Source organism: Pseudomonas sp. GW704-F2 (genome assembly GCF_059423025.1).
This window is the reverse complement of the sequence record NZ_JBWKXO010000019.1, coordinates 42,579-66,899: the sequence shown is the minus strand read 5'-3', so window position 1 is coordinate 66,899 and position 24,321 is coordinate 42,579. Positions and strand designations below refer to the sequence as shown.

Sequence of the window (24,321 nt, the reverse complement as noted above, 5' to 3'; positions counted from 1 at the left end):
GCTTACCTCGCATGGCTGGCGCCAACCGGGGACTCCGGCTGAAGCTTCAGGTAGAAGTAGAACAGCACCAGCGTGATGAAGATCAGCAACGCGGCACCGGCACTGGCCAGGCCCCAATTGAGGAACGATTGCACCTGCTGGATGATGAACTCGGGCAGCATCATGTTCTGCGCACCGCCGAGCAGCGCCGGGGTGACGTAGTAACCGAGGGACATCACGAACACCATCAAGCCGCCGGAAAACAACCCCGGCCGGCACAGCGGCAGGAACACCCGGAAGAAGTTGGTCCACGGGCTCGCGCCACAGATGGAGCCGGCCTGCAGGATCATCGGGTCGATGGCCTGCATGGTCGCCTGCAACGGCAGCACGATGAACGGGATCATGATGTAGCTCATGCCGATCACCACGCCGGTGAGGTTATGCACCATCTCCAGGGGCACATCGATGATGCCCATGGCCAGCAGCGCCTTGTTGATCACCCCCGAGGCTTGCAGCAACACCAGCCAGGAATAGGTGCGGGCCAGCAGGCTGGTCCACATCGACAGCAGCACGATATTCAGCATCCAGCGGCCCCAGCCGCGTGGCACCAGGGTAATCGCCCAGGCCAGCGGGAAGCCCAGCAACAGGCTGAACAGGGTCACCAGGCCCGCCACCGAAAAGGTGTTGAGCAGCACGCGGGCGTAGGCCGAGTTGGCGAACAGCTGTTCATAGTTGCCCAGGCCCGGCACGGGCTCCAGCACGCCGCGCAGCAACAGCCCGATCAGCGGTGCGAGGAAGAACAGGCCGAGGAACAGCAGGGCCGGGATCAGGTTGCCCGCCCCGCGCCAGCGCTGGGCCAGGGGCGGCGATACGGCTTTGCTGCAAACCGCGCCGGCAGCGCCGAGGGCGCTCCCGGTCGGTGTGGTTGCCGTCATTTTCATTTGACTAGCCATTCATTCCACCGTGTCGCAATGGCCGGACCGTTCTTGGCCCAGTAGGCGAAATCGAGGGTGATCTGGTCCTTGGCATACGCCGTCGGCAGGTTGGGCGCCAGGACTGAATCCAGGCGCTGCACGCTGTCGATATTCACCGGTGCATAAGCGGTCAGGTTGGAGAAATCGGCCTGGCCCTTGGCGCTGCTGGCACTGGCCAGGAACTTCATCGCGGCGGCTTTGTTTTTGGTGCCCTTGGGCACGACGAGGATGTCGGCCATGACCAGGTTCTGCTTCCAGCTGACGCCCACCGGTGCGCCATCTTCCTGCAGGGCGTGGATGCGACCGTTCCAGAACTGGCCCATGCTGACTTCGCCGGAGGCCAGCAGTTGCTGCGATTGCGCGCCGCCGCCCCACCAGATGATGTCTTTTTTGATGGTGTCGAGTTTCTTGAAGGCGCGGTCCAGGTCCAGGGGGTAGAGCTTGTCGGCGGGCACGCCGTCGGCGAGCAGGGCCAGTTCGAGCACGCCAGGGCTGGGCCATTTGTAGAGGGCGCGTTTGCCGGGGTAGGTCTTGGTGTCGAACAGCGCGGTCCAATCCTGGGGCTTGGCGGCGCCGAGTTTGCTTTCGTTGTAGCCGAGCACGAAGGAGAAGAAGAACGAACCGACGCCATGGTCGGAGACGAAGCGCGGGTCGATCTTGTCGCGCTGGATCACCGAGAAGTCCAGGGGTTCGAGCAGGCCTTCGGCGGCGGCGCGCAAGGCGAAGTCGGCCTCGACGTCTACCACGTCCCACTGCACGTTGCCGCTTTCGACCATGGCCTTGAGCTTGCCGTAGTCGGTCGGGCCGTCTTGCACCACGGTGATGCCGCTGGCCTTGCTGAAAGGGTCGGCCCACGCCTGCTTCTGCGCATCCTGGGTGCTACCGCCCCAGCTCACGAAATTCACGCTTTCGGCCGCCAGGGCCGCGTGAGTGACCGTAGCCAATAAACCCGCGAACAGCACTGCGGTTGTACGTTTGTTCAACACCATTTTCACGCCCTCATTTGTTGTGTTTTTGAGCGGGCTTGGTAATGCCCGCCTATCGGGAGCAGTAGGTCCATCGGAGCCTCTAATCGAGGCCCAAAAGGCGACCGTGCCAAGGGCTGTTATTGGTGCTGTCCCTGGCGGGCGCACTTGGCGAAAGCGTTCGGTCTATGGAATATCATATTATGGTATTCCAAACTTTGTGCAAGCATTTTGCCTTACCGGTTATCCGTCACTCGGTGAAGGGAATGCTCTCGACCACCTCCAGGTCGTAGCCAGTCAGCCCGGCGTATTTCAGGGGCGGGCCGAGGTGACGCAGCTTGCCGACGCCCAGGTCCTGCAATATCTGCGCCCCGGTGCCGACTTCCGAATAAATCCGCGACTGCGAACGGTTGAACTGGCGCGGCGTCTGGGTCAGTTGCGGTACGCGCTCCAGCAGCGCCTGGGACGATTCATGATTGGCCAGCACCACCACCACGCCACGACCTTCGGCCGCGACGCGTTGCAGGGCGGCCCACAGCGTCCAGTTGGACGGACCGCTGTAGTCGGCACCGACCAGGTCGCGCAGCGGGTCGATCACATGCACGCGCACCAGCGTAGGTTCATCGCGGCGCAACGGGCCCATCACCATGGCCATGTGTACGCCACCGTCGATGCGGTCTTCAAAGGTGATCAGGCGGAACGTGCCATGCACCGTGGGCAGGTCGCGTTCGCCAATGCGCGCCACGGTGCGTTCGGTGCTGAGGCGGTAGTGAATCAGGTCGGCGATAGTGCCGATCTTGATCCCGTGCTTGCGCGCGAAGATCTCCAGCTCAGGTCGGCGGGCCATGGTGCCATCGTCGTTCATCACTTCGACGATCACCGAGGCTGGCGTATGCCCGGCCAGGCGTGCCAGGTCACAGCCGGCTTCGGTGTGGCCGGCGCGGGTCAGCACGCCGCCGTCTTTGGCGCGCAACGGAAAGATGTGCCCGGGCTGCACGATATCGGCCGGCCCGGCATTCACGTCCACGGCTGCCGCCACCGTGCGTGCGCGGTCGGCGGCAGAGATACCGGTGGTCACACCGCTGGCCGCTTCGATGGACACGGTAAACGCGGTGCTGAACGCGCTGCCATTGCTCGGTACCATCTGCTCCAGGCCCAGGCGCTGGCAGTGTTCGTCGGTGAGGGTCAGGCAGATCAGACCACGGGCTTCACGGGCCATGAAACTGATAGCCTCGGCACTGCAGCACGCCGCAGGCAGCAGCAGGTCGCCTTCGTTTTCCCGGTCTTCGTCGTCTACCAGGAGCACCATCTTGCCTTGGCGGTAGTCTTCGATGATGTCTGCGATGCTGTTGAAGGACATGTTGGGTGCTCGATTTGTTGGTTGTATGTATTATGGTATACCACAAAAATCAAGCAAGAGGATGTCGCGATGAAGGCCTACTGGATTGCCCATGTAGATGTGTCCGATGCAGAGCAGTACACGCAGTACACCCAACGCGCGCCGGCGGCGTTTGCGCAGTTTGGCGGGCGGTTTCTGGCCAGGGGCGGGCGCAGCGAAGCGATGGAAGGCGGGCCGGCGCGGCAGCGTAATGTGGTGATTGAGTTCGATAGCTATGAGCAGGCGGTGGCGTGTTACGAATCCGCCGAGTATCAGGCGGCGAAGGCCCACCGCGAGGGCGTGGGACAGGCGCAGATCATCATCGTGGAAGGCCTGGCGCCTTAGGTATATCAGTCCAAGTATTGTTCCCAATGTGGGAGGAGGCTTGCCCCCGATGGCAGTGGTTCAGTCACCTCATTCAGTGGCTGACACACCGCTATCGGGGGCAAGCCCCCTCCCACATTGGGTTCGGTGGTGTGGAATAGGATGCGTTGCAGCGCCCTGGTTTCGACGATGAGCAGGGTTGATTCACGCGCTTCAAACTGTGGGAGGGGGCTTGCCCCCGATAGCGGTGTGTCAGCCAACGACGATGTTGAATATGCCACTGCCATCGGGAGCAAGCCCTCTCCCACATTTGAACCGAGTTCAGCTTGAAGATCAGCGGATGAAGTGGATCTTGCCGCTGTCGTCATTCCCGATGTAGATGCCATACACCCCGGCCTGGCGTTCCTCGATGTAGCGTTCGAGGATCTGCCGGATCGCCGGGTAGTAGATGCTGTCCCAGGGAATGTCCTCGGGCGCGAAGAATTGATAGTCGAGGGTTTCCGGCCCGAACTGGCCGGTGATCTCCAGCGCGATGGCGCGGAAGATGATGTACACCTCGCTGATCTTCGGCACGCTGAAGATCGAGTAGGGCGAGACGATCTCGGCGCGCACGCCGCTTTCTTCCCAGACTTCGCGCAACGCGGCCTGTTCGGTGGTCTCGCCGCCTTCCATGAAACCGGCCGGCAGGGTCCAGGTGCCGGGGCGCGGTGGGATCGCCCGTTGGCACAGCAGGTACTTGCCGTCCTGCTCGATGATGCAGCCGGCGATGATCTTGGGATTGATGTAGTGGATATAGCCGCAACCGCGGCACATCAGGCGCTCATGCGTATCGCCCGGAGGCAGCTGGTGACCGAGGTCACTGCCGCCGCATTTGGGGCAAAAGCTTGGCCTGAACACGGTCAGTGACCTATGCGCGGTTCTTTGAGGGCGATGGGCAGGGTGATCTCGGGGATCTTGCCGGTCTCTTCCTGTTTGCGCTTGAGGTAATCCAGGGCCACGGCCGCCGCGGCGCGCACGTGGTCGACGCAGGCCTGGTGGGCGGCGAGCGGGTCGCCGCTCTTGATCGCCTGGACCATGCGTTCCATTTCCTGATTGCTGGTGCCGCGACGGTTTTCCTGGGACACCGACGTGGCGCGCAGGTAGCTGATACGCGCCTGCAACTGACGCAACTGGGTGGCGGCCACATGGTTGCCGGAGCCTTCGAGCAACACGTCGTAGAACCCCTGTACCGAATCGATGACCTGTTGCAGTTCGCCGTCCTTGAGGGCCTTGCGGTTTTCCTCCAGGGCTTTTTCCAGGGCCTTGATGTCCTTGGCCTTGGCGCGCAGGGTGAACAGCTGCACGATCAAACCTTCGAGCACGCAACGCAGTTCATAGATGTCGACGGCATCGGCCAGGGTGATGATCGCCACCTGGGGCCCCTTGGCATCGGCGAATTCCACCAGGCCTTCGGACTCCAGGTGACGCAAGGCTTCGCGCACCGAGGTACGGCTGACGCCGAGGCGGTCGCACAGGTCGCGCTCCACCAGGCGATCACCCGGCAGCAGCTGGAAGTTCATGATGGCGCTGCGCAGTTTCTCCAGCACGATTTCGCGCAGGGTGACCGGGTTGTGATTGACCTTGAAGCTGTCGTCGAGGGGCAGGCGTTTCATGGGGGCTGCTCTGAATGGGGCGGTTAACGGGAGGCCTCGGCATCGGCTTCGGCGAAGGCTTCCCGGGCCAGCCGGAAGCTGTCCACGGCGGCGGGAACCCCGCAATAGATGCCGACCTGAAGCAGAATTTCGCGTATTTGTTCACGACTCAGGCCGTTACGCAAGGCGCCGCGCACATGCAGCTTGAGCTCGTGAGGCCGATTGAGGGCCGAAATCATTGCCAAGTTTATCATGCTGCGTTCTTTAAGCGACAAACCCTCCCGGCCCCACACATGGCCCCAGCAGTATTCGGTGACCATCTCTTGCAGGGGGCGGGTGAAGTCGTCGGCGTTCTCGATCGAGCGCTGCACATAGGCTTCGCCCAGCACCTGGGTGCGGATCTTCAGGCCTTGCTCATACTTTTCGTTGCTCATTGCACACAGCTCCTCAAGCCAGGGTGGGCAGCGGGCCCAGCTTGCCTTTGTGATAGATCATCGGCGTGACCGGTTGCTCGGGCAGGATCAGGTTCTTCACGGCGCCGACGATGATCGCGTGATCGCCGCCGTCGTATTCGCGCCACAGCTCGCACTCGATGATCGCCGTGGCCTTGGCCAGCAGCGGGTTGCCCAATTCGCTCAGGTGCCACTCGATGCCCTTGGCTTTTTCCTTGCCTTTGCTGGCGAAGGCATAGGCTTCGGCGGTCTGGTCGGCGGACAGCAAGTGGATCGCAAAGCGCTTGCTGTCACGCAGGATCGGGTACGTGTCCGACGCATAGTTGGGGCAGAACAGCACCAGGGCCGGGTCGATCGACAGCGCGCTGAACGCGCTGGCGGTGATGCCGACGATGCCGCCGTCCGGGTCGAGGGTGGTGACCACCGTGACCCCGGACGGGAACGAGCTCATGACGTCTTTGTAAATGCCGGGTTCGATCATGGTTGTGGACTCTTAACGCATCACAAAAGGATCAGGCATGGGCGCCTGGGAGAGGTTGATCCACACCGTCTTCAGCTCGGTGTAGGCCAGCACCGAATCGATGCCGCTTTCGCGTCCGTAGCCACTGTTCTTGAAGCCGCCGATGGGGGCCATGGCCGAGACCGCGCGGTAGGTGTTGACCCAGATGATCCCCGAGCGCACATCGCGCGCCAGGCGGTGGGCGCGCCCGAGGTCGCGGGTCCAGATACCGGCAGCGAGGCCGAACTGCGAGTCGTTGGCGATGGCCAGTGCTTCGGCTTCGTCCTTGAAACGGATGACCGAGGCCACAGGCCCGAATACTTCCTCTTGCATGATCTTCATCGAGTTGCGGTCGCACTCGAACAGCGTCGGCTCATAGAACCAGCCTTCGCCGAGGTTCTGCGGGCGCTTGCCGCCGGTGCGCAGGCGTGCCCCTTCGGCGATGGCGTCCGCCACCAGGCCTTCGACCACGGCCAGTTGCTGCGCGGTGGCCATGGGGCCCATTTCGCTGGCGTCGTCTTGCGGGTTGCCGATGCGGATGCGTTGGGCGCGCGCTACCAGGCGCTCGACGAATTCGTCGTAGATAGCGTCCTGCACCAGCAGGCGCGAACCGGAGACGCAACTCTGCCCGGACGCCGCGTAGATGCCGGCGATTGCACCATTGATGGCGCTGTCGAGGTCGGCGTCGGCAAAAATGATATTCGGCGACTTGCCGCCCAGTTCCAGGGAGAGTTTGGCGAAGTTCTCCGCGCTGCTGCGCACCACATGCCTTGCCGTGGCCGCGCCGCCGGTGAAGGCGATCTTGCGCACCAGCGGGTGGCGGGTGAGGGCGGCGCCGGTGCTGGGGCCAAAGCCTGTGACCACGTTGACCACGCCCGCTGGAATGCCGGCTTCGAGGGCCAGGCGCGCCAGTTCCAGGACGGTCGCCGAGGCATGTTCCGACGGCTTGATCACGATGGTATTGCCCGCCGCCAGGGCCGGCGCGAGTTTGATCGCGGTCAGGTACAGCGGGCTGTTCCACGGAATGATCGCAGCGACTACGCCCATGGCTTCATGCACGGTGTAGGCGAACAGGTCGGGCTTGTCCAACGGCAGGGTGCCGCCTTCGAGCTTGTCGGCCAGGCCGGCGGTATAGTGGAAAAACTCCGGCAGGTAGCTGACCTGGCCACGGGTTTCGCGGATCAGCTTGCCGTTGTCGCGGCTTTCCAACTGGGCCAGGTGTTCCTTGTTCGCGGCGATCAGGTCACCCAGGCGGCGCAGCAGTTTGCCCCGCGCGGTGGCGGTGAGGCCGCGCCAGGCCGGGCTGTCGAAGGCGCTTTGCGCGGCCTGCACGGCGCGCTCCACGTCGGCTTCGTCGGCGTCGGGCAATTGCGCCCAGGGTTCGGCCAGGGCCGGGTTGAGGCTGTCGAAGGTCTTGCCGGAGAGGGCATCGACCCATTCACCGCCGATGCACATCTGGAAGCGTGCGAGTGTCATGCAACGATCCCCTTGATTGGAGTGTTTTGGGCGTACACCGTGTCGAGGAACCCCAGCAGCAACTGGTTGACCAGGCGCGGCGATTCTACCGGCATCATATGCCGTTGCTCGGCCAGCACCGCAACGCTGGCGCCGGGAATGCGATCGGCCAGTTGCCGGGCCATTTCCGGGGTCGAGCCAGGGTCGAGTTCGCCGGTGGCGACCAGGGTCGGTGCGCGCAACCCCGGGAGGTCGTCGGCACGGTACATGTCCTGGGTCGCAAACAGTTCATAGGTGGTCAGGTAACCCTGGGGGTCGTTGCCCGCCAGGGTTTCACGCAGCGCGGCGATCTGCGCCGGGTTGGCCGCCTGGTATTCACGGCTGAACCAGCGCGACAGTGCGGCTTCGGCATTCGCGTCGGGGCCGTGTTCGGCGGCCTGGGCAGTACGTGCGATGACCCCGGCACGCTGTTCAGGGCTGCGGTTGAACACACTGTTGAGCACCACCAGGCCCTTCAGGCGCTCGGGGTAATGCAAGGCAAACGCCCGCGCGACCAGGCCGCCCATGGAAAACCCGATCACCGTGGCCTGGGGCAGTTGCAGGTGGTCGAGCAGTTCCAGCAACTGGTCGGCATAGCCGAGCAGCGGGGTGTCGGCGGCCGGGCGCGGGCTGGCGCCATGGCCGAGCATGTCATAGGTGATCACGCGGTAGTTCGTGGCCAGGCCAACGACTTGCCCGCCCCACATTTCTTTATTCAGGCCCACGCCGTGGATCAAAACCACAGGCTGGCCTTGGCCGGTCGCCAGATAACTGGTGCCAGCCGGGGTGCGTTCAGCGGTGAGCCGAATCATGGAGCGCTCCTGCATGCTTTTTGTTGGGGTGGCCGGTCTTGCTTACTGGGCTTTTTCAGCCGCCAGCTCTTCCAGGTCGATATAACGGTTGCCGATGCGCGGATGCAGGCGGCCGCCATCGGCGCAACCCAGGACCACGACGATTTCGTCGGCACGCGGCGCATCTTCGATCTGCATCTCCAGGGTGATGTAGTGCGAACGCAGGCCTTCGTCGTCCTTGTGCATCATCGGGATCTGGATCGACGTGCCCGGGCCGCCGCGCTTGTTGGTAAAACTCAGGTAGCTCTTGGCCTTGACCGCCTCACGGTAGTGGTTGCCGAAGCGCAGGGTGTGGATGATCGCGCTGGCATGTTCGATCTCGCCGTCGGCACCGACCACTGCCGCCTTGCCGTAGGCCTCGATTTTTTCCGCGCCGCCGATGATGCCCACCAGGCGCTCGACCATCAGCGCGCCGAGGTCGGAGCAATTGGCACGGATCTCAGGCTTGAGGTCTTCGACGAAACCGCGACCCAGCCAAGGGTTTTTCAGCACCACGGCCAGGCCGACCATGGTCACGGGAGTGTCCGCGGCTTTACCGCCTTCGATAAAGGTTTCTTCTACGTAGCTGACGATCTTGCGGATTTCGAAACTCATGGGCTGCTCCGTCTGATGTGAGAGGTCTGCGTATGATGGTATACCATAATACGAGAATCGCAATAGACGTCAGCACGTTCGAATGATCGGCGGTTGCACGCCAGCCTTATCCGCGGATGCGGACAGTGACGCCGAGGTCGGCGGGAGGTATTGGCGTGTGAATGCACCTCAAGGCGACCGGTTGCGCGGTCGGGCTCAAGGTAGAGGCTGGCGTGGGGTAAGCAGCAGAGGCGGTGAGTGGTTCACCGCCTTGCATTGGCGGGGGTTAGAACTTGAAGCGGCCGACCAGGCCTTTGAGCTGCCCGGAGATATCCGTCAAACGGCCAGAGCCGGTCTGCGCCGAGTGGGCAAAGTCTTCCACCAGTTGGGCATCGGCGTGGATTTGCGCGATGTGCTGGTTGATCTGTTCGGCGACCTGGTGCTGTTCCTCGGCGGCGGTGGCGATCTGGGTGTTCTGGTCGCGGATCGAGTCCACCGAGCCTTGGATCTTGTCGAAGCTGTCGCGGGCCTGCTGGATGCGTTCCACACTGGTTTGCGACACCTGCAGGCTGCCTTGCATCTGCAGGGTGACTTCCTGGGTGCGGCGTGCGAGGTTGCCGAGCAGGCTGTCGATCTCGCCGGTGGAGTCGGCGGTGCGGCGGGCCAGGGCGCGCACTTCGTCGGCGACCACCGCGAAGCCGCGGCCCTGGTCACCGGCGCGCGCGGCTTCAATCGCCGCGTTGAGCGCCAGCAGGTTGGTCTGCTCGGCAATCGAGCGGATCGTGTCGAGGATGGTGTTGATGTTTTTGCTGTCCTGCTCCAACTGCTGCATGGTCTGGGTCGACTTTTGCAGGTCTTCGCTCAGTTTGAGCACGCTGCCGGTGGCTTCGCCGATATGCTGCTGGCCGTCGTGTACATCGCGGTAGCCTGCGTCGGCGCTGGACGCGGCGGCGCTGCAGGAGCGGGCGACTTCGTTGGCGGTGGCCACCATTTCGTTGAATGCGGTACTCACCAGCTCCACGGCTTCACGTTGGCGACCGGCGGCCTGGTTCAGGTTGTTGGCCACTTCGCGGGTGTCGGCGGCGGCGCTTTGCAGGTCGGAGGATGCGCTGCCGATGCGCTGTACCAACTGGGCGATCATGCCCAGGAACTGGTTGAACCAGCCGGCCAGGCTGGCGGTTTCGTCCTTGCCTTGCACCTTGAGTTGGCGGGTGAGGTCGCCTTCACCTTCGGCGATTTCTTGCAGGCCGTCGGCGACCCCGCGAATCGGGCGCACGATCATGCTGGCGAAGCTCGCGCCGACAATCGCGAAGACCACGGCGAGTACCGCTGCGATGGCTGCGATCAGCCAGGTCAGGCGGGTGGCGTCGGCCATGACTTCGTCGCGCTTGATCAAGCCGATAAAGCGCCAGCCCAGGTCTTTGGAGCTGACCACGTTGGCCATGTAGGCCACACCATCAATATCCACTCGGGTCACGCCGTCGCCGCGCTTGGCCAGTTCGGCGTAGTTGGCGCCGAGTTCGGCCATCGGCTTGAAGTTGTGCTTGGCGTCGCTGGGGTCCACCAGCACGTTGCCGTTGGCTTCCACCAGCATCAGGTAGCCGCTGTCGCCCAGCTTGATGTTGCGTACCAGTTCGGTGAGCTGCTTGAGCGAGACGTCCAGGCCGACCACGCCGAGCAGGGTGCCGCTGGCGTCGACCACGGTGTGGACCGTGCCGATCAGCACCACATCGTCCGGCGCCCAGTAATAGGCCCCGGTCCGCACGGTGGTGCCCGGAGCAGCCACGGCGGCTTTGTACCAGGGGCGTACACGCGGGTCGTAGTTGTTCAGTTTGGTGTCGTCAGGCCAGCTCGCATAACCTCCGTCGCTCAGGCCCAGGGACAGGTAGGCGGTGCTTGGATGGCTTTTGGCGAACTGCTCGAATATCGCCAGTAGCTCTTTATTCGTTGGCGTCAGCGGGATTTGTGCGGCGTCGGCACCGGCGTAGTTCTTCAGCTCCTTGGCCGCGACAACGCGAGGGTCTTTGGCCACGTACTCGACGTTCTGGCTGATGCCGTCGAAGAACTGCTTCATGCCGTTATCGATCTGACGGATCTCGCGGCCGCTGCTGTCGAGGAAATTGGCCACAGCCGCCTCGCGCAGGTTCAGCACCACCAGCACCGCCACCAGGATAACCGGCACGCACGCGATGGCCGCAAACGCCCAGGTCAGCTTTTGCTTGATATTCATGACTTCTCCCGCGGGTATTTATAGTTTTGGCAAGGGGAAAACAGTAGCGTCGCATGTATTGTTATGAGGGGTGCGCCCATGCGTACCCCTTATATCGACCGTCGGGGCACGCACTTGAGGCCGTGGGGGCGTTCAGCCGATACGGTTGCCGCCCAGCGCATCGCGCTGCATCGACTGCAGGTTGTTCTCGATGGTTTCGCAGATGGTTTCCATCTGGATCTGATGTTCGCTGGAATGAAACGGGCTTTGCAGGTCGGTGCCGATGCGCTCGATGGCCAGCAGCATGAAGCCCACCACCGTGGAGGCCAGCGGGGTGAACCAGCCCAGGGATTCGACCAGGCCCACCGGCACGATCAGGCAGAACAACGAAATGAACAGGCGCGGGAAGTACACGTAAGGGTAGGGCAGCGGGGTATTGGCGATGCGTTCCATGCCGCCCTGGGCGTTGGACAAGTCCACCAGCGTCGACTCCAGCCGCGCCAGGCGGATGCTGTCCAGGTGCCCGGCCTTGTATTCCCTGGCCAACAGCGCCGCCGAGCCGGTGAGGATGTCATTGGCGAAATTGTTGGTGGCGCCGTTGCGCGCAAATTCCTCGGCCGGAATAAATGCCCGCACCTCGTCCGGGCACGGCCGGCCCTTGAGATGGGCGGCCAGGCAGTTCACATAGGCCACATGGCGGCGCAACAGGGTGGCCTTTACCGGGTTCACGTCGTTGCCGAGGTCATCCAATAGCGTCAGCACCTGCCGCGCGAAACTGCGCGAATTGTTGACCATCGCGCCCCATAAGGTGCGCGCTTCCCACCAGCGGTTGTAGGCGCTGCTGTTACGAAAACTGATCAGCACCACCAGCGCTGAACCGAGTAAGGTCAGGGGCATCAGCGGCAGGTTGATCTTGGTGGTGAGAAACAGCATGAAGTCCACGGTGACGGCGACGTCCCACAGCAACAGCCAGAACAGGGCCCAACCGACATAGCCCATGGTTTTGATGATCAGGCGGTATTTTTTGACGATGGCGGCTTTCAAACGGAGACCTCGCGGCGAGCGGTAAGCAACAGTGCCTAAGCTCGGACGTTGGTTTGCCGTGAAAGGTTCGCGGTCAAGGATTGCACAGGCTGAATCGTTTCTCAGTGCTGAGCCAGAACACTCGCCAGCAACCCGGGAAAACGCGCCTCAAGCACATCCGCGCGCAACGAATTCAGATGCGTGGTGCCGACGCTGCGGGTGTGGACCAGCCCGGCATCGCGCAGCACGCGGAAGTGGTGGGACATGCTGGATTTCGGCCGTCCGCCGTCCAGTTCGCCGCAGGTGGCCTCGGGCACGTCGGCCAGGTAGCGGATGATTTCCAGGCGCACCGGGTCGCTCAAGGCGTAGAGCACGCGTTCGAGTGTCAGGTCTTGCAGGGCGGGGTGTTTGAAGGCTCGCATAAAACAAATGATAACAGGGCTGGTGTTGAATACCATAGTTCGAATACCATCGAACTATCGAATCAATCACTCGCTCCTGGAGGTGCCTGATGGCTGCCTTGTTTGAACCCTACAAACTCAAAGACGTGACCTTGCGCAACCGCATCGCGATCCCGCCGATGTGCCAGTACATGGCCAACGACGGCATCGTCAACGACTGGCACCACGTTCACCTGGCCAGCATGGCCCGTGGCGGCGCTGGTTTGCTGGTGGTCGAAGCCACCGCGGTGTCCCCTGAAGGCCGTATCACTCCCGGTTGTGCGGGTATCTGGAGCGACGCCCACGCCCAGGCGTTCGTGCCGATGGTCAAGGCCATCAAGGCTGCTGGCGCGGTGCCAGGCATTCAGATCGCCCACGCCGGTCGCAAGGCCAGTGCCAACCGCCCATGGGAAGGCGACGACCATATCCCCGCTTCCGATGCGCGCAGCTGGGAAACCATTGCGCCTTCGGCCATTGCGTTCGGCGCCAACCTGCCTAACGTGCCGCGCGCCATGACCCTGGACGACATCGCCCGCGTGCGCCAGGACTTCGTCGACGCCGCCCGCCGTGCCCGCGACGCCGGTTTTGAATGGATCGAACTGCACTTCGCCCACGGTTACCTGGGCCAGAGCTTTTTCTCCGAACATTCCAACCAGCGCACCGACGCCTACGGCGGCAGCTTCGACAATCGCAGCCGTTTCCTCCTGGAAACCCTGGCCGCCGTGCGCGAAGTCTGGCCGGAAAACCTGCCGTTGACCGCGCGTTTCGGCGTGATCGAATACGACGGCCGTGACGAGCAGACGCTGACCGAATCCATCGAACTGGCCCGTCGCTTCAAGGTCGGTGGCCTCGACCTGCTGAGCGTCAGCGTCGGCTTCACCATTGCTGACACCCAGATCCCGTGGGGCCCGGCGTTCCTGGGGCCGATCGCTGAGCGCGTGCGTCGCGAAGCCGGTATCCCGGTCACTTCGGCCTGGGGGTTTGGCACGCCGCAACTCGCTGAAGGTGCGTTGCAGGCCGGGCAGGTGGATTTGGTCTCGGTGGGGCGCGCGCATCTGGCTGATCCGCATTGGGCGTACTTTGCCGCCAAGGAACTGGGGGTAGAGAACGCCTCCTGGACCTTGCCTGCGCCGTATGCCTATTGGTTGGAACGCTATCGCTGAGGCGGCCGCTCAGCCCGACCTGTGGGAGATGTCACACCGATGCCGGCAGGCCCGCCGCCATCGAAGCCTCGCTGGGGCTCGACATCTCCCACATTTGATCTCCAGGGCTGACAGAAAGTGTTCTTGCGCCCCTACCTTGCGGGTGCCGTCGAGCCTCACGGTTGTCGAGCGAGGGTGGGGCTTATAACGGCGTCAGCACATTCATCACCGTATCCAGCGCCACCCGCGTGTCGTCCAGTTGCACCAGCGAGGCATGCCGGGCGCCGAGGGCATCGCGGTTCTGGATCGCGGTGAGGATCGCCTTGTGCCGGGGCAGGCTCAGGCCCTGGATATCCGGGCGGCGGTTGGTGATGTTGATCGACTCGCGCAGCGGCAGCGACAGCATGTTGCACATATACGCCAGCAGGTCGTTGCGTGTGGCGTCGGCAATCGCACGGTGGAAGTCCAGGTCGGCCTGTAGCAGCGCGTCGTGGGTCTGCGCGGTTTCCATGCCGAGGTAGGCTTTTTCGATGGTGGCGATGTCTTCAGCGGTCGCGGTGGTCGCGGCCATGGCGGCGATTTCCGGTTCGAGGATGCGCCGCACGCCGGCCAGGGTGTTGAAGAACTCGCTATGGGGGGTGGACTGCATCAACCAGGACAGTACGTCCGGGTCGAGCAGGTGCCACTTCACCCGCGGCCGCACCACCGCGCCCACCCGTGGCTTGGAATACACCAGGCCCTTGGCGCTGAGCACCCGGGTCGCCTCGCGCAATACCGAGCGGCTGACCTTGTACTCCTCACACAGCGTGGCCTCCATGGGCAGTCGTTCTTCTGGTTTGAAGCGACCGGAAACGATGTGCATGCCCAAGTCCTGGACGATCTGGGCATGCATGCTCTTGCGCGGCTTGGACGGCTGGTGATCCATAACGACAGGGATGCTCTGGCTAAATAGGCGGCATCATAGCATCCCAATTAGTGGGAATGACGTGGGACTTCGGCCCCGCGGCAACCCACCAGGAAATCGAAGTCGCAGCCCTGGTCCGCCTGCAGCACATGGTCGATGTACAGCTGGCGGTAGCCGCCGACGATCAGCTTCTGCGGTGGTTTCAGGTCCGCCATGCGCGCCGCCAGCTCGGCGTCGGGGATGTCCAGGTGCAAGCGCCCGTTGGCGCAGTCGAGTTCGATCCAGTCGCCTTCGCGCACCGCGGCCAACGGCCCGCCGGCAGCGGCTTCCGGTGCGACGTGCAAGACCACCGTGCCATACGCCGTGCCGCTCATGCGCGCATCGGAAATCCGCACCATGTCGGTCACGCCCTGGGCCAGCAGCTTGGCGGGCAGGCCCATGTTGCCGACTTCGGCCATGCCCGGATAACCCTTGGGCCCACAGTTTTTCATGACCAGGATCGAGTGGGCGTCCACCTCCAGTTCCGGGTCGTTGATGCGCGCCTTGTACATGTCGAAATCCTCGAACACCACAGCGCGGCCACGGTGCTGCATCAGCTCCGCGCTGGCGGCCGACGGCTTGAGCACCGCGCCCAGCGGGGCCAGGTTGCCGCGCAGCACACAGATGCCGCCGTCGGCGCGGATCGGGTTGTCGAGGGTGCGGATCACTTCGTCCTGGCCGTAGATCGGCGAGTCCTTGGTGTTCTCGCCCAGCGACTTGCCGTTGACGGTCAAGGCGTTCGGGTGCGGGATCAGGTTGGCTTCACCGAGCCGGCGCAGCACTGCCGGCAGGCCACCGGCGTAGTAGAACTCTTCCATCAAGAAACGCCCGGACGGTTGCAGGTCGACGATGGTCGGCATGCCGCGCCCGATGCGCGTCCAGTCGTCCAGGTCCAGCTCCACGCCGATGCGCCCGGCGATGGCTTTGAGGTGGATCACCGCATTGGTCGAACCGCCGATGGCCGCGTTCACGCGGATCGCGTTTTCGAAGGCTTCCTTGGTGAGGATCTTCGACAGCTTCAAGTCTTCGCGCACCATCTCCACCGCACGCATGCCGGACATATGCGCCAGCACATAACGCCGTGCATCCACCGCGGGGATCGCCGCGTTGTGGGGCAGGGAGGTGCCGAGTGCCTCGGCCATGCAGGCCATGGTCGACGCGGTGCCCATGGTGTTGCAGGTGCCCGCCGAACGCGACATGCCGCCCTCGGCCGCGAGGAAGTCATCCAGGCTGATGGTGCCGGCCTTGACCTGTTCGCTGAGCTGCCACACCACCGTGCCTGAGCCGATGTCCTGGCCCTTGTGCTTGCCGTTGAGCATCGGCCCGCCGGTGACCACGATGGCCGGCACGTCGCAACTGGCCGCGCCCATCAGCAGCGCCGGGGTGGTTTTGTCGCAGCCGGTCAGCAACACCACGCCGTCGATGGGGTTGCCGCGAATCGCTTCTTCCACGTCCATGCTCGCCAGGTTGCGCGTGAGCATGGCGGTAGGGCGCAGGTTCGATTCGCCATTGGAGAACACCGGGAATTCCACGGGGAAGCCGCCGGCCTCGATCACGCCGCGTTTGACGTGCTCGGCGATCTGGCGGAAATGCGCGTTGCACGGCGTCAATTCCGACCAGGTGTTGCAGATACCGATGATCGGTTTGCCATGGAACTGATGGTCGGCGATGCCCTGGTTCTTCATCCAGCTGCGGTACATGAAGCCGTTCTTGTCGGCGGTACCGAACCACTGGGCGGAGCGTAGGCCGGGCTTTTTATCAGGCATGATGGTTTCTCTTATTGTATGACTATATGTTCTATGCGTGCTTAAACATAAGCGCAAAATCGAAGCTTTGGAAGAGTTGTTTTGCAAATAGTCCTACTATATAGTCTGGCTTAACTGAGGTATGGCCCTGGCGGATTTTCGCGAGAGGCGTCCCCCGAGCTTCTATAAAAACAACAATCGGAGATCGACCCCCATGAGCCAGGAACTGCGGCTTATACGGCGCATCACGCTGAAACTGATTCCCTTCCTCATCCTGCTGTACCTGATCGCCTACGTGGACCGCTCCGCCGTGGGTTTCGCCAAGCTGCACATGGGCGCCGACGTCGGCATCGGTGATGCGGCCTACGGTTTGGGCGCGGGTCTGTTCTTCATTGGCTATTTCCTGTTCGAGATCCCCAGCAACCTGATGCTCGATCGCTTCGGCGCGCGGCGCTGGTTCGCGCGCATCATGCTCACCTGGGGCGCCATCACCATCGGCATGGCGTTCGTGCAGGGGCCACACAGCTTCTATGTGATGCGCTTTCTGCTCGGCGCAGCGGAGGCGGGGTTCTTTCCCGGCGTTCTGTACTACATCACCCAGTGGTTCCCGGTGCGCCATCGCGGCAAGATCCTCGGGCTGTTCATCCTCTCCCAGCCGATCGCGATGATGATCACCGGCCCCGTGTCCGGCGGCCTGCTGGGCATGGACGGCGTCCTCGGCCTGCACGGCTGGCAATGGCTGTTCATCGTCATCGGCACCCCGGCGCTCCTGCTCACCTGGCCGGTGCTGCGCTACCTGCCGGACGGCCCCAAGCAGGTCAACTGGATGAGCGAGGACGAAAAAACCTGGCTCACCGGCGAACTGGCCAAGGACCTGCAAGCCTACGGCCAGACCCGCCACGGCAATCCACTGCACGCCCTCAAGGACAAGCGCGTGTTGCTGCTGGCGCTGTTCTATCTGCCGGTGACCCTGAGCATCTACGGCCTGGGCCTGTGGTTGCCGACCCTGATCAAGCAGTTCGGCGGCACGGACCTGGTTACCGGCTTTGTGTCGGCGGTGCCGTATATCTTCGGCATCGTCGGGCTGTTGATCATCCCGCGCAGTTCCGACCGTTTGAACGACCGCTACGGCCACCTGGCGGTGCTCTATGTACTGGGTGCCATCGGCCTGTTCTGCAGTGCCTGGCTGAGTGTGCCGGTGCTGCAAATGGCCGCGCTGTGCCTGGCGGCGTTCGCACTGTTTTCCTGCACGGCGGTGTTCTGGACCCTGCCGGGGCGGTTTTTCGCCGGCGCCAGTGCGGCAGCGGGCATTGCGTTGATCAACTCGGTGGGCAACCTCGGCGGCTACATCGGCCCGTTCGTGATCGGCGCGCTCAAGGAATACACCGGCAACCTGGCTTCGGGCTTGTACTTTTTGTCCCTGGTGATGGTGTTCGGGCTGGTCTTGACCGGCGTGGTCTACCGCGTGCTGGAGCGCAAGCATGTGCTGCCTGCCGAGCAATTCGCCGCCAGTGCCCGTGGCGCCACACGTACTTAATCGAGGAGAAGTTTCATGCGTTTAGTTCAGTTCGAGGTGTCCAACGGCGAGCGCCGGGTCGGTGTGGTGGAGGGCAGCCAGGTGCGCGAAGTGCTCAGCGCCCACAGTGTGCGCGAGTTGGCGCTGGCCGCGATCGAAGCCGGCGTGGGCCTGGTGCAGCAGGTGCAGAGCCTCGGCCTGGGTGACAGTCATCATTACGCCGAGCTGCTGGCCGCCCTGAAGATCCTGCCACCGCTGGACCACCCGGACCCGGCCCATATGCTGATCAGCGGCACCGGCCTGACCCACCTGGGCAGCGCGTCGGCGCGGGACAAGATGCACCAGCAGGCCGGTGACGACAGCGCGTTGACCGACACCATGCGTATCTTCAAGTGGGGCGTGGAAGGCGGCAAACCGGCGGCCGGCCAGGCGGGCGTGCAGCCGGAGTGGTTCTACAAGGGCGACGGCAGCATCGTGGTGCGCCCCGGCGCGGCATTCCCGGTGCCGCCCTTTGCCGAAGACGCCGGCGAAGAGCCGGAGATCGGCGGGCTGTATGTGATCGGCCACGACCGCAAGCCCTATCGCCTGGGTTTCGCGGTGGGCAACGAGTTCTCCGACCATGTGATGGAACGCAAGAACTACCTGTACCTGGCCCATTCCAAACTGCGCAGTTGCAGCTACGGCCCGGAGTTGCGCGTGGGCGAGTTGCCCCGGCATCTTGCGGGCACCAGCCGCATCCTGCGTAACGGCGAGGCGATCTGGCAGAACGAGTTCCTCAGTGGCGAGGCCAATATGTGCCACAGTCTGGAAAACCTTGAGTACCACCACTTCAAGTACAGCCAGTTCCTCAAACCCGGCGATGTACACATTCATTTCTTCGGCACCGCCACCCTGTCATTCGCCGACGGTATACGTACCCAACCGGGCGATGTGTTCGAGATCAGCCAGGCCGAGTTCGGTGCTCCGCTGGTCAATCGTGTCGGCAGTGCCGACGCCGTCTTCGAACCCGGCGACGTCATCACCCTTTAAAGGAGAGCCACATGCCCCAGTTCCTTGGTCACAACTACATCGGCGGCCAGCGCAGCGCCAACGGCAGCGTCAAGCTCCAGAGCATGGATGCTGCGACCGGCGAAGCCTTGCCCCAGGATTTTTACCAGGCGACCCCGCAAGAAGTCGACGCCGCCGCCCAGGCTGCCGCGGCGGCTTACCCGGCCTACCGCGTCTTGAGTGCCGCGCGGCGTGCGCAGTTCCTCGACGCGATCGCCGACGAGCTGGATGCCCTGAGCGATAACTTCATCGACCTGGTGTGCCGCGAAACCGCGCTGCCCGCCGCGCGAATCAAGGGCGAACGCGGGCGCACCAGTGGGCAGATGCGTCTGTTCGCCAACGTCTTGCGTCGCGGCGATTTCTACGGTGCGCGCATCGACAAGGCCCTGCCGGATCGCCAGCCCCTGCCACGCCCGGACCTGCGCCAGTACCGCATCGGCCTGGGCCCGGTTGCGGTGTTTGGCGCGAGCAACTTCCCCCTGGCGTTTTCCACGGCGGGCGGGGATACCGCCGCCGCGCTGGCGGCCGGCTGCCCGGTGGTGTTCAAGGCCCACAGCGGGCATATGGCCACGGCCGAGCGTGTCGCCGATGCGATCATTCGTGCGGCCGAGACCACCGAGATGCCGGCGGGCGTGTTCAACATGATCTTTGGTGGCGGCGTCGGTGAAGCGCTGGTCAAGCACCCGGCGATCCAGGCGGTCGGCTTTACCGGCTCGCTCAAAGGCGGGCGCGCCCTGTGCGACATGGCGGCGGCGCGTCCGCAGCCGATCCCGGTATTCGCCGAGATGTCGAGCATCAACCCGGTCATCGTGTTGCCCCAGGCCCTGCAGGCGCGGGCCGAAACCGTGGCACGCGAGCTGACTGCCTCGGTGGTGCAAGGCTGCGGCCAGTTCTGTACCAACCCCGGTCTGGTGATCGGCCTCGCGTCGCCGGCCTTCAGTGCGTTCACCCAACAGGTCGCGCAACTGATCGGCGATCAGCCGGCGCAGACCATGCTCAATGCCGGCACCTTGAGCAGCTATGACAAGGGCCTGCAAAAACTGCTGGCGCACCCCGGCATCCAACACCTGGCCGGTCAGGCTCAAGCCGGGCATCAGGCGCGGCCGCAGTTGTTCAAGGCCGATGTCAGCCTGCTGATCGACGGCGATGAAGTGCTGCAAGAGGAAGTGTTCGGCCCCACCACGGTGTTCGTCGAAGTCGCCGACCAGGCTCAGCTCAGCGCCGCCTTGCATGGCCTGCACGGACAGCTCACGGCGACGATCATCGGCGAGCCGGCCGACCTGCAACAGTTCGCCGAACTCACGCCGCTGCTGGAGCAGAAAGTCGGGCGTATCCTGCTCAACGGTTACCCGACCGGCGTGGAAGTCTGCGATGCGATGGTGCATGGCGGGCCGTACCCGGCGACGTCGGATGCGCGTGGCACCTCGGTCGGCAGCCTGGCCATCGACCGCTTCCTGCGCCCGGTGTGTTTCCAGAACTACCCGGACAGCCTGCTGCCCGACGCGTTGAAAAACGCCAACCCGTTGCGTATCCAGCGCCTGGTGGATGGCACTCCGTCACGCGACTCGCTGTAACGCGCACCTGAGAACAATAACAATCCAGGAGGCAACATGTCGTTTCACGCCGTCAGCGCACACCGTGCGCAACTGGGGGAGGGCCCGTTCTGGGACGTGCCCACCCAGGCCCTGTATTGGGTCGACATCGCTGGCAAACAGGCGCTGCGCCTGCTGGACGGGCAGTTGCAGGCCTGGCGGTTGCCGGAGCATGTGTCCGCGTTTATCCCATGTGAACGCGGCGATGCGCTGGTGACCTTGAGCAGCGGCGTCTACCGACTGGACCTGGCGAGCGCCGCGTTGAGCCTGTTCTGCGTGGCCGACCTGCACGCGGGCAACCGTGGCAATGAAGCGCGCTGCGACGCCCAGGGCCGCCTGTGGCTGGGCACCATGCAGAACAACATCGGCGAGCGCGGCGAAGACCTGCCCGTTACACGACGTTCCGGCGGGCTGTTTCGTGTGGATGCCGATGCGCGGGTCACGCCGTTGCTGCACGGCCTGGGCATTCCCAACACCTTGCTGTGGAGCGACGACGGCCGCCAGGTGCATTTCGGCGACAGCCTCGACGGCACGCTGTATCGGCATGCGATCCAAGCGAACGGCCAACTCGACCCCGCCCAGCCCTGGTTCGGCCCGCATGGGCGCGGCGGGCCGGACGGGTCGGCGATGGACAGTCAGGGCTACATCTGGAACGCGCGCTGGAACGGCAGTTGCCTACTGCGCCTGACGCCGGACGGTGAAGTCGATCGCATCGTCGAACTGCCCGTCAGCCGCCCCACCAGTTGCGTGTTCGGCGGGCCCGACCTCACCACCCTGTACATCACCAGCGCCGCCAGCCCTCTCGAACACCCCCTGGATGGCGCGGTGCTTGCCATCGAGGTCGATGTGCCCGGTAAACCCTGTCACCGCTTTGCCGGCTGAACGCTATACCGCTTCACCCCTGTAGGAGCGAGCTTGCTCGCGAAAAACGTTAACGATGACGCGCGCATCCTGAATGCACGCGGCGTTCTCAGGCTTTTCGCGAGCAAGCTCGCTCCTACAAAAAAAAGAAAACAACAATAAGGAGTCAACCGTATGAATCGTCGTCGTGCTATCCGTTCCTTGTGCTGCGCCGCTGTGGCGGTCTCGGCCATCAGCTTGAGTGGGCTGTCGCTGGCCGCTGAAGCAGTAAAAATCGGCTTCCTGGTCAAACAAGCCGAAGAACCCTGGTTCCAGACCGAATGGGCCTTCGCCGAAAAAGCCGGCAAGGAACATGGTTTCACTGTGATCAAGATCGCCGTGCCCGACGGTGAGAAGACCCTCTCGGCCATCGACAGCCTGGCCGCCAACGGCGCCAAGGGCTTTGTGATCTGCCCGCCGGACGTGTCCCTCGGCCCGGCCATTGTCGCCAAGGCCAAGGTCAACGGCTTGAAAGTCATGGCCGTGGATGATCGTTTCGTCGACGCCAAGGGCAATTTCATGGAAGACGTGCCGTACCTGGGCATGGCCGCGTTCGAAGTCGGTCAGAAGCAAGGCGCGGCGATGGCCGCCGAGGCGAAGAAGCGCGGTTGGGACTGGAAGGATACCTACGCGGTGATCAACACCTTCAACGAGCTCGACACCGGTAAAAAACGCACCGACGGTTCGATCAAATCCCTCGAAGAAGCCGGCATCCCCAAAGACCATATCCTCACCGCCGCGCTCAAGACCCTCGACGTGCCCGGCAGCATGGACGCCACCAACTCGGCGCTGGTCAAGCTGCCCAGCGGCGCGAAGAACCTGATCATCGGCGGCATGAACGACAACACCGTGCTCGGCGGCGTGCGCGCCACCGAAAGCGCCGGCTTCAAAGCCGCCAACGTGATCGGCATCGGCATCAACGGCACCGACGCCATCGGCGAGTTGAAGAAAGCCAACAGCGGCTTCTTCGGTTCGATGCTGCCCAGCCCGCACATCGAGGGCTACAACACCGCGCTGATGATGTACGAGTGGGTCACCACCGGTAAGGAACCGCCGAAGTACACCGCGATGGACGAAGTGACGCTGATCACCCGCGCCAACTTCCAGGAAGAACTGACCAAGATCGGGCTGTGGAAATGACCGCAGCGGCACTGCGCTTTGACGGCATCGGCAAAACCTTCCCCGGGGTCAAGGCGCTGGACAGCATCAGTTTCACCGCCCACCCGGGGCAGGTCCACGCGTTGATGGGTGAGAACGGCGCGGGCAAGTCGACGCTGCTGAAGATCCTCGGCGGCGCCTACATCCCGAGCAGCGGCAGCGTGCAGATCGGCGCGCAGACCATGGCCTTCAAATGCGCGGCCGACAGCATTGCCAGCGGCGTCGCGGTGATCCACCAGGAGCTGCATCTGGTGCCGGAAATGAGCGTCGCCGAGAACCTGTTCCTCGGGCATTTGCCGGCGCGTTTCGGCGTGGTCAACCGCAGCCAACTGCGCCAGCGGGCGCTGGCGTGCCTCAAGGGCCTGGCCGATGAAATCGACCCGCAGGAAAAGCTCGGGCGCCTGTCCCTGGGCCAGCGCCAACTGGTGGAAATCGCCAAGGCGCTGTCGCGGGGCGCGCATGTGATTGCCTTCGATGAACCGACCAGCAGCCTGTCGGCCCGCGAGATCGACCGGCTGATGGCGATCATCACGCGCCTGCGCGACGAGGGCAAAGTGGTGCTGTACGTGTCCCATCGCATGGAAGAAGTGTTCCGCATCTGCGACGCGGTCACGGTGTTCAAGGACGGCCGTTACGTGCGTACCTTCGACGACATGCGTGCGCTGAGTCACGACCAGTTGGTCACCTGCATGGTCGGTCGCGATATTCAGGACATTTACGACTATCGGCCGCGCGAGCACGGCGAGGTGGCGCTCAAGGTCGACGGTTTGCTCGGCCCGGGCTTGCGCGAACCGGTCAGCTTTGAGGTGCGCAAGGGCGAGATCCTCGGCCTGTTCGGCTTGGTCGGCGCCGGGCGCACCGAGCTGTTTCGCCTGCTCAGCGGCTTGCAGCGCGCCACGGCAGGGCAGTTGGAACTGTGCGGGCAAGCGCTGCAATTGCGCTCGCCGCGCGACGCCATCGCCGCCGGCGTGCTGCTGTGCCCGGAGGACCGCAAGAAGGAGGGCATCATCCCGCTGGGCAGCGTGGCCGAGAACATCAACATCAGCGCACGCGGCGCCCATTCCCGGTTCGGCTGGCTGCTGCGCGAGGGCTGGGAGCAGGGCAACGCCGAGCAGCAAATCCGCGGGATGAAGGTCAAGACGCCGAGCGCCGCGCAGAAAATCATGTACCTGTCCGGCGGCAATCAGCAGAAGGCCATTCTCGGCCGCTGGCTGTCGATGCCGATGAAGGTGCTGCTGCTGGACGAGCCGACGCGGGGCATCGACATCGGCGCCAAGTCGGAGATCTACCAGATCATCCATGACCTGGCGGCGAGCGGTATCGCGGTGATTGTGGTGTCCAGCGACTTGATGGAGGTGATGGGGGTTTCCGATCGCATTCTGGTGCTGTGTGAAGGCGCTTTGCGCGGCGAACAACGGCGCGAACACGCCACTGAATCCAACTTGCTGCAACTGGCCTTGCCGCGTGGCCTGGCGAACTGAGAGAC

At 63.7% G+C, this 24,321-nt stretch carries 23 protein-coding genes and 1 pseudogene; 8 read left to right on the top strand and 16 right to left on the bottom strand.

Annotated elements, in window-relative coordinates; genetic code table 11:
* Window positions 1-2: 2 nt before the first annotated feature.
* From AC07W0_RS17425 to ribBA, 3 genes are all read right to left on the bottom strand, one after another.
* Complete coding sequence (locus AC07W0_RS17425) at window positions 3-920, bottom strand: ABC transporter permease (RefSeq protein WP_046383897.1); 918 nt, start codon at window positions 918-920, stop codon at window positions 3-5.
* On the bottom strand, window positions 917-1,942 hold the full coding sequence (locus AC07W0_RS17420; RefSeq protein WP_102618258.1) for an ABC transporter substrate-binding protein: 1,026 nt from the start codon (window positions 1,940-1,942) through the stop codon (window positions 917-919). Before AC07W0_RS17420 ends, AC07W0_RS17425 begins: the two co-directional genes overlap by 4 nt.
* Before the next feature lie 226 nt (window positions 1,943-2,168).
* Window positions 2,169-3,278 (bottom strand): bifunctional 3,4-dihydroxy-2-butanone-4-phosphate synthase/GTP cyclohydrolase II, encoded by a 1,110-nt coding sequence (gene ribBA, locus AC07W0_RS17415; RefSeq protein WP_102618257.1) that lies wholly within the window; start codon window positions 3,276-3,278, stop codon window positions 2,169-2,171.
* 69 nt (window positions 3,279-3,347) lie between these two features.
* Here ribBA and AC07W0_RS17410 point away from each other — a divergent pair, with 69 nt between their 5' ends.
* A complete protein-coding gene (locus AC07W0_RS17410; protein WP_046383894.1) occupies window positions 3,348-3,641 on the top strand; it encodes a DUF1330 domain-containing protein in 294 nt (97 codons plus the stop codon).
* 312 nt (window positions 3,642-3,953) lie between these two features.
* Here the strand turns inward: AC07W0_RS17410 and AC07W0_RS17405 are convergent, their stop codons facing one another.
* The 11 genes and pseudogenes from AC07W0_RS17405 to AC07W0_RS17355 form a co-directional block, all read right to left on the bottom strand.
* Window positions 3,954-4,517: an NUDIX hydrolase gene (locus AC07W0_RS17405; RefSeq protein WP_046383893.1), complete on the bottom strand. Its 564-nt coding sequence runs from the start codon at window positions 4,515-4,517 to the stop codon at window positions 3,954-3,956.
* Window positions 4,518-4,519: 2 nt separating this feature from the next.
* Window positions 4,520-5,272, bottom strand: a complete 753-nt coding sequence (locus AC07W0_RS17400) for a GntR family transcriptional regulator (protein WP_010567342.1) — start codon at window positions 5,270-5,272, stop codon at window positions 4,520-4,522.
* A 23-nt stretch (window positions 5,273-5,295) separates the two neighbouring features.
* Window positions 5,296-5,685, bottom strand: a complete 390-nt coding sequence (locus AC07W0_RS17395; protein WP_046383892.1) for a carboxymuconolactone decarboxylase family protein — start codon at window positions 5,683-5,685, stop codon at window positions 5,296-5,298.
* 13 nt (window positions 5,686-5,698) lie between these two features.
* The gene (locus tag AC07W0_RS17390) at window positions 5,699-6,184 is read right to left on the bottom strand and encodes a flavin reductase family protein (protein ID WP_010567340.1); all 486 of its coding nucleotides are present in this window, start codon (window positions 6,182-6,184) and stop codon (window positions 5,699-5,701) included.
* A 12-nt stretch (window positions 6,185-6,196) separates the two neighbouring features.
* Window positions 6,197-7,678 carry an aldehyde dehydrogenase gene (locus AC07W0_RS17385; protein ID WP_046383891.1) on the bottom strand — a complete coding sequence of 494 codons (1,482 nt, stop codon included), beginning with the start codon at window positions 7,676-7,678 and terminating at the stop codon, window positions 6,197-6,199.
* Window positions 7,675-8,508, bottom strand: coding sequence for an alpha/beta fold hydrolase (locus AC07W0_RS17380; protein WP_046383890.1), 834 nt, complete (start codon window positions 8,506-8,508; stop codon window positions 7,675-7,677). The genes AC07W0_RS17385 and AC07W0_RS17380 overlap by 4 nt, the downstream gene beginning before the upstream one ends.
* A gap of 42 nt (window positions 8,509-8,550) precedes the next feature.
* Window positions 8,551-9,141: an amino acid synthesis family protein gene (locus AC07W0_RS17375; protein ID WP_046383889.1), complete on the bottom strand. Its 591-nt coding sequence runs from the start codon at window positions 9,139-9,141 to the stop codon at window positions 8,551-8,553.
* A gap of 265 nt (window positions 9,142-9,406) precedes the next feature.
* Window positions 9,407-10,261 (bottom strand): methyl-accepting chemotaxis protein, encoded by an 855-nt coding sequence (locus AC07W0_RS17370; RefSeq protein ID WP_370737513.1) that lies wholly within the window; start codon window positions 10,259-10,261, stop codon window positions 9,407-9,409.
* Window positions 10,262-10,267: 6 nt separating this feature from the next.
* A pseudogene (locus AC07W0_RS17365) lies at window positions 10,268-11,350 on the bottom strand (HAMP domain-containing protein); the annotation flags it as partial.
* 132 nt (window positions 11,351-11,482) lie between these two features.
* Entirely contained in the window at window positions 11,483-12,373 is an 891-nt protein-coding gene (locus AC07W0_RS17360) for a bestrophin family protein (protein WP_017847896.1), read from the bottom strand.
* Between the two features lie 101 nt (window positions 12,374-12,474).
* Window positions 12,475-12,774: an ArsR/SmtB family transcription factor gene (locus AC07W0_RS17355; protein WP_102618286.1), complete on the bottom strand. Its 300-nt coding sequence runs from the start codon at window positions 12,772-12,774 to the stop codon at window positions 12,475-12,477.
* 89 nt (window positions 12,775-12,863) lie between these two features.
* Between AC07W0_RS17355 and AC07W0_RS17350 the strand changes: the two genes are divergently transcribed.
* A complete protein-coding gene (locus tag AC07W0_RS17350; RefSeq protein WP_102618255.1) occupies window positions 12,864-13,955 on the top strand; it encodes an NADH:flavin oxidoreductase/NADH oxidase in 1,092 nt (363 codons plus the stop codon).
* Window positions 13,956-14,136: 181 nt separating this feature from the next.
* Here the strand turns inward: AC07W0_RS17350 and AC07W0_RS17345 are convergent, their stop codons facing one another.
* A complete protein-coding gene (locus tag AC07W0_RS17345; protein ID WP_017847891.1) occupies window positions 14,137-14,859 on the bottom strand; it encodes a FadR/GntR family transcriptional regulator in 723 nt (240 codons plus the stop codon).
* A 47-nt stretch (window positions 14,860-14,906) separates the two neighbouring features.
* Window positions 14,907-16,643: an IlvD/Edd family dehydratase gene (locus AC07W0_RS17340; RefSeq protein ID WP_017847890.1), complete on the bottom strand. Its 1,737-nt coding sequence runs from the start codon at window positions 16,641-16,643 to the stop codon at window positions 14,907-14,909.
* Window positions 16,644-16,836: 193 nt separating this feature from the next.
* On the opposite strand from AC07W0_RS17340, the gene AC07W0_RS17335 reads away from it, so the two are divergent.
* From AC07W0_RS17335 to araG, 6 genes are all read left to right on the top strand, one after another.
* Window positions 16,837-18,159, top strand: coding sequence for an MFS transporter (locus AC07W0_RS17335; RefSeq protein ID WP_017847889.1), 1,323 nt, complete (start codon window positions 16,837-16,839; stop codon window positions 18,157-18,159).
* A 15-nt stretch (window positions 18,160-18,174) separates the two neighbouring features.
* Window positions 18,175-19,167 carry an AraD1 family protein gene (gene araD1, locus AC07W0_RS17330; protein ID WP_102618254.1) on the top strand — a complete coding sequence of 331 codons (993 nt, stop codon included), beginning with the start codon at window positions 18,175-18,177 and terminating at the stop codon, window positions 19,165-19,167.
* Window positions 19,168-19,178: 11 nt separating this feature from the next.
* Window positions 19,179-20,759, top strand: a complete 1,581-nt coding sequence (locus AC07W0_RS17325) for an aldehyde dehydrogenase (NADP(+)) (RefSeq protein ID WP_102618253.1) — start codon at window positions 19,179-19,181, stop codon at window positions 20,757-20,759.
* A gap of 36 nt (window positions 20,760-20,795) precedes the next feature.
* On the top strand, window positions 20,796-21,659 hold the full coding sequence (locus tag AC07W0_RS17320) for an SMP-30/gluconolactonase/LRE family protein (RefSeq protein WP_046484060.1): 864 nt from the start codon (window positions 20,796-20,798) through the stop codon (window positions 21,657-21,659).
* 153 nt (window positions 21,660-21,812) lie between these two features.
* Window positions 21,813-22,817 carry a substrate-binding domain-containing protein gene (locus AC07W0_RS17315; RefSeq protein ID WP_090234820.1) on the top strand — a complete coding sequence of 335 codons (1,005 nt, stop codon included), beginning with the start codon at window positions 21,813-21,815 and terminating at the stop codon, window positions 22,815-22,817.
* Window positions 22,814-24,316 (top strand): L-arabinose ABC transporter ATP-binding protein AraG, encoded by a 1,503-nt coding sequence (gene araG, locus AC07W0_RS17310; protein WP_046489317.1) that lies wholly within the window; start codon window positions 22,814-22,816, stop codon window positions 24,314-24,316. Before AC07W0_RS17315 ends, araG begins: the two co-directional genes overlap by 4 nt.
* The last annotated feature ends 5 nt before the right edge of the window (window positions 24,317-24,321 follow it).

Bases quoted from the DNA above. Each gene is read 5' to 3' on its own strand.
- AC07W0_RS17385 (WP_046383891.1), bottom strand. From the start codon at position 7,678: ATGACACTCGCACGCTTCCAGATGTGCATCGGCGGTGAATGGGTCGAT.
- AC07W0_RS17355 (WP_102618286.1), bottom strand. From the start codon at position 12,774: ATGCGAGCCTTCAAACACCCCGCCCTGCAAGACCTGACACTCGAACGC.
- araG (WP_046489317.1), top strand. From the start codon at position 22,814: ATGACCGCAGCGGCACTGCGCTTTGACGGCATCGGCAAAACCTTCCCC.
- AC07W0_RS17320 (WP_046484060.1), top strand. From the start codon at position 20,796: ATGTCGTTTCACGCCGTCAGCGCACACCGTGCGCAACTGGGGGAGGGC.
- AC07W0_RS17425 (WP_046383897.1), bottom strand. From the start codon at position 920: ATGAAAATGACGGCAACCACACCGACCGGGAGCGCCCTCGGCGCTGCC.
- AC07W0_RS17345 (WP_017847891.1), bottom strand. From the start codon at position 14,859: ATGGATCACCAGCCGTCCAAGCCGCGCAAGAGCATGCATGCCCAGATC.
- AC07W0_RS17390 (WP_010567340.1), bottom strand. From the start codon at position 6,184: ATGATCGAACCCGGCATTTACAAAGACGTCATGAGCTCGTTCCCGTCC.
- AC07W0_RS17325 (WP_102618253.1), top strand. From the start codon at position 19,179: ATGCCCCAGTTCCTTGGTCACAACTACATCGGCGGCCAGCGCAGCGCC.
- AC07W0_RS17375 (WP_046383889.1), bottom strand. From the start codon at position 9,141: ATGAGTTTCGAAATCCGCAAGATCGTCAGCTACGTAGAAGAAACCTTT.
- araD1 (WP_102618254.1), top strand. From the start codon at position 18,175: ATGCGTTTAGTTCAGTTCGAGGTGTCCAACGGCGAGCGCCGGGTCGGT.
- AC07W0_RS17380 (WP_046383890.1), bottom strand. From the start codon at position 8,508: ATGATTCGGCTCACCGCTGAACGCACCCCGGCTGGCACCAGTTATCTG.
- AC07W0_RS17350 (WP_102618255.1), top strand. From the start codon at position 12,864: ATGGCTGCCTTGTTTGAACCCTACAAACTCAAAGACGTGACCTTGCGC.
- AC07W0_RS17400 (WP_010567342.1), bottom strand. From the start codon at position 5,272: ATGAAACGCCTGCCCCTCGACGACAGCTTCAAGGTCAATCACAACCCG.
- AC07W0_RS17410 (WP_046383894.1), top strand. From the start codon at position 3,348: ATGAAGGCCTACTGGATTGCCCATGTAGATGTGTCCGATGCAGAGCAG.
- AC07W0_RS17335 (WP_017847889.1), top strand. From the start codon at position 16,837: ATGAGCCAGGAACTGCGGCTTATACGGCGCATCACGCTGAAACTGATT.
- ribBA (WP_102618257.1), bottom strand. From the start codon at position 3,278: ATGTCCTTCAACAGCATCGCAGACATCATCGAAGACTACCGCCAAGGC.
- AC07W0_RS17370 (WP_370737513.1), bottom strand. From the start codon at position 10,261: ATGATCGCCCAGTTGGTACAGCGCATCGGCAGCGCATCCTCCGACCTG.
- AC07W0_RS17340 (WP_017847890.1), bottom strand. From the start codon at position 16,643: ATGCCTGATAAAAAGCCCGGCCTACGCTCCGCCCAGTGGTTCGGTACC.
- AC07W0_RS17420 (WP_102618258.1), bottom strand. From the start codon at position 1,942: ATGGTGTTGAACAAACGTACAACCGCAGTGCTGTTCGCGGGTTTATTG.
- AC07W0_RS17315 (WP_090234820.1), top strand. From the start codon at position 21,813: ATGAATCGTCGTCGTGCTATCCGTTCCTTGTGCTGCGCCGCTGTGGCG.
- AC07W0_RS17395 (WP_046383892.1), bottom strand. From the start codon at position 5,685: ATGAGCAACGAAAAGTATGAGCAAGGCCTGAAGATCCGCACCCAGGTG.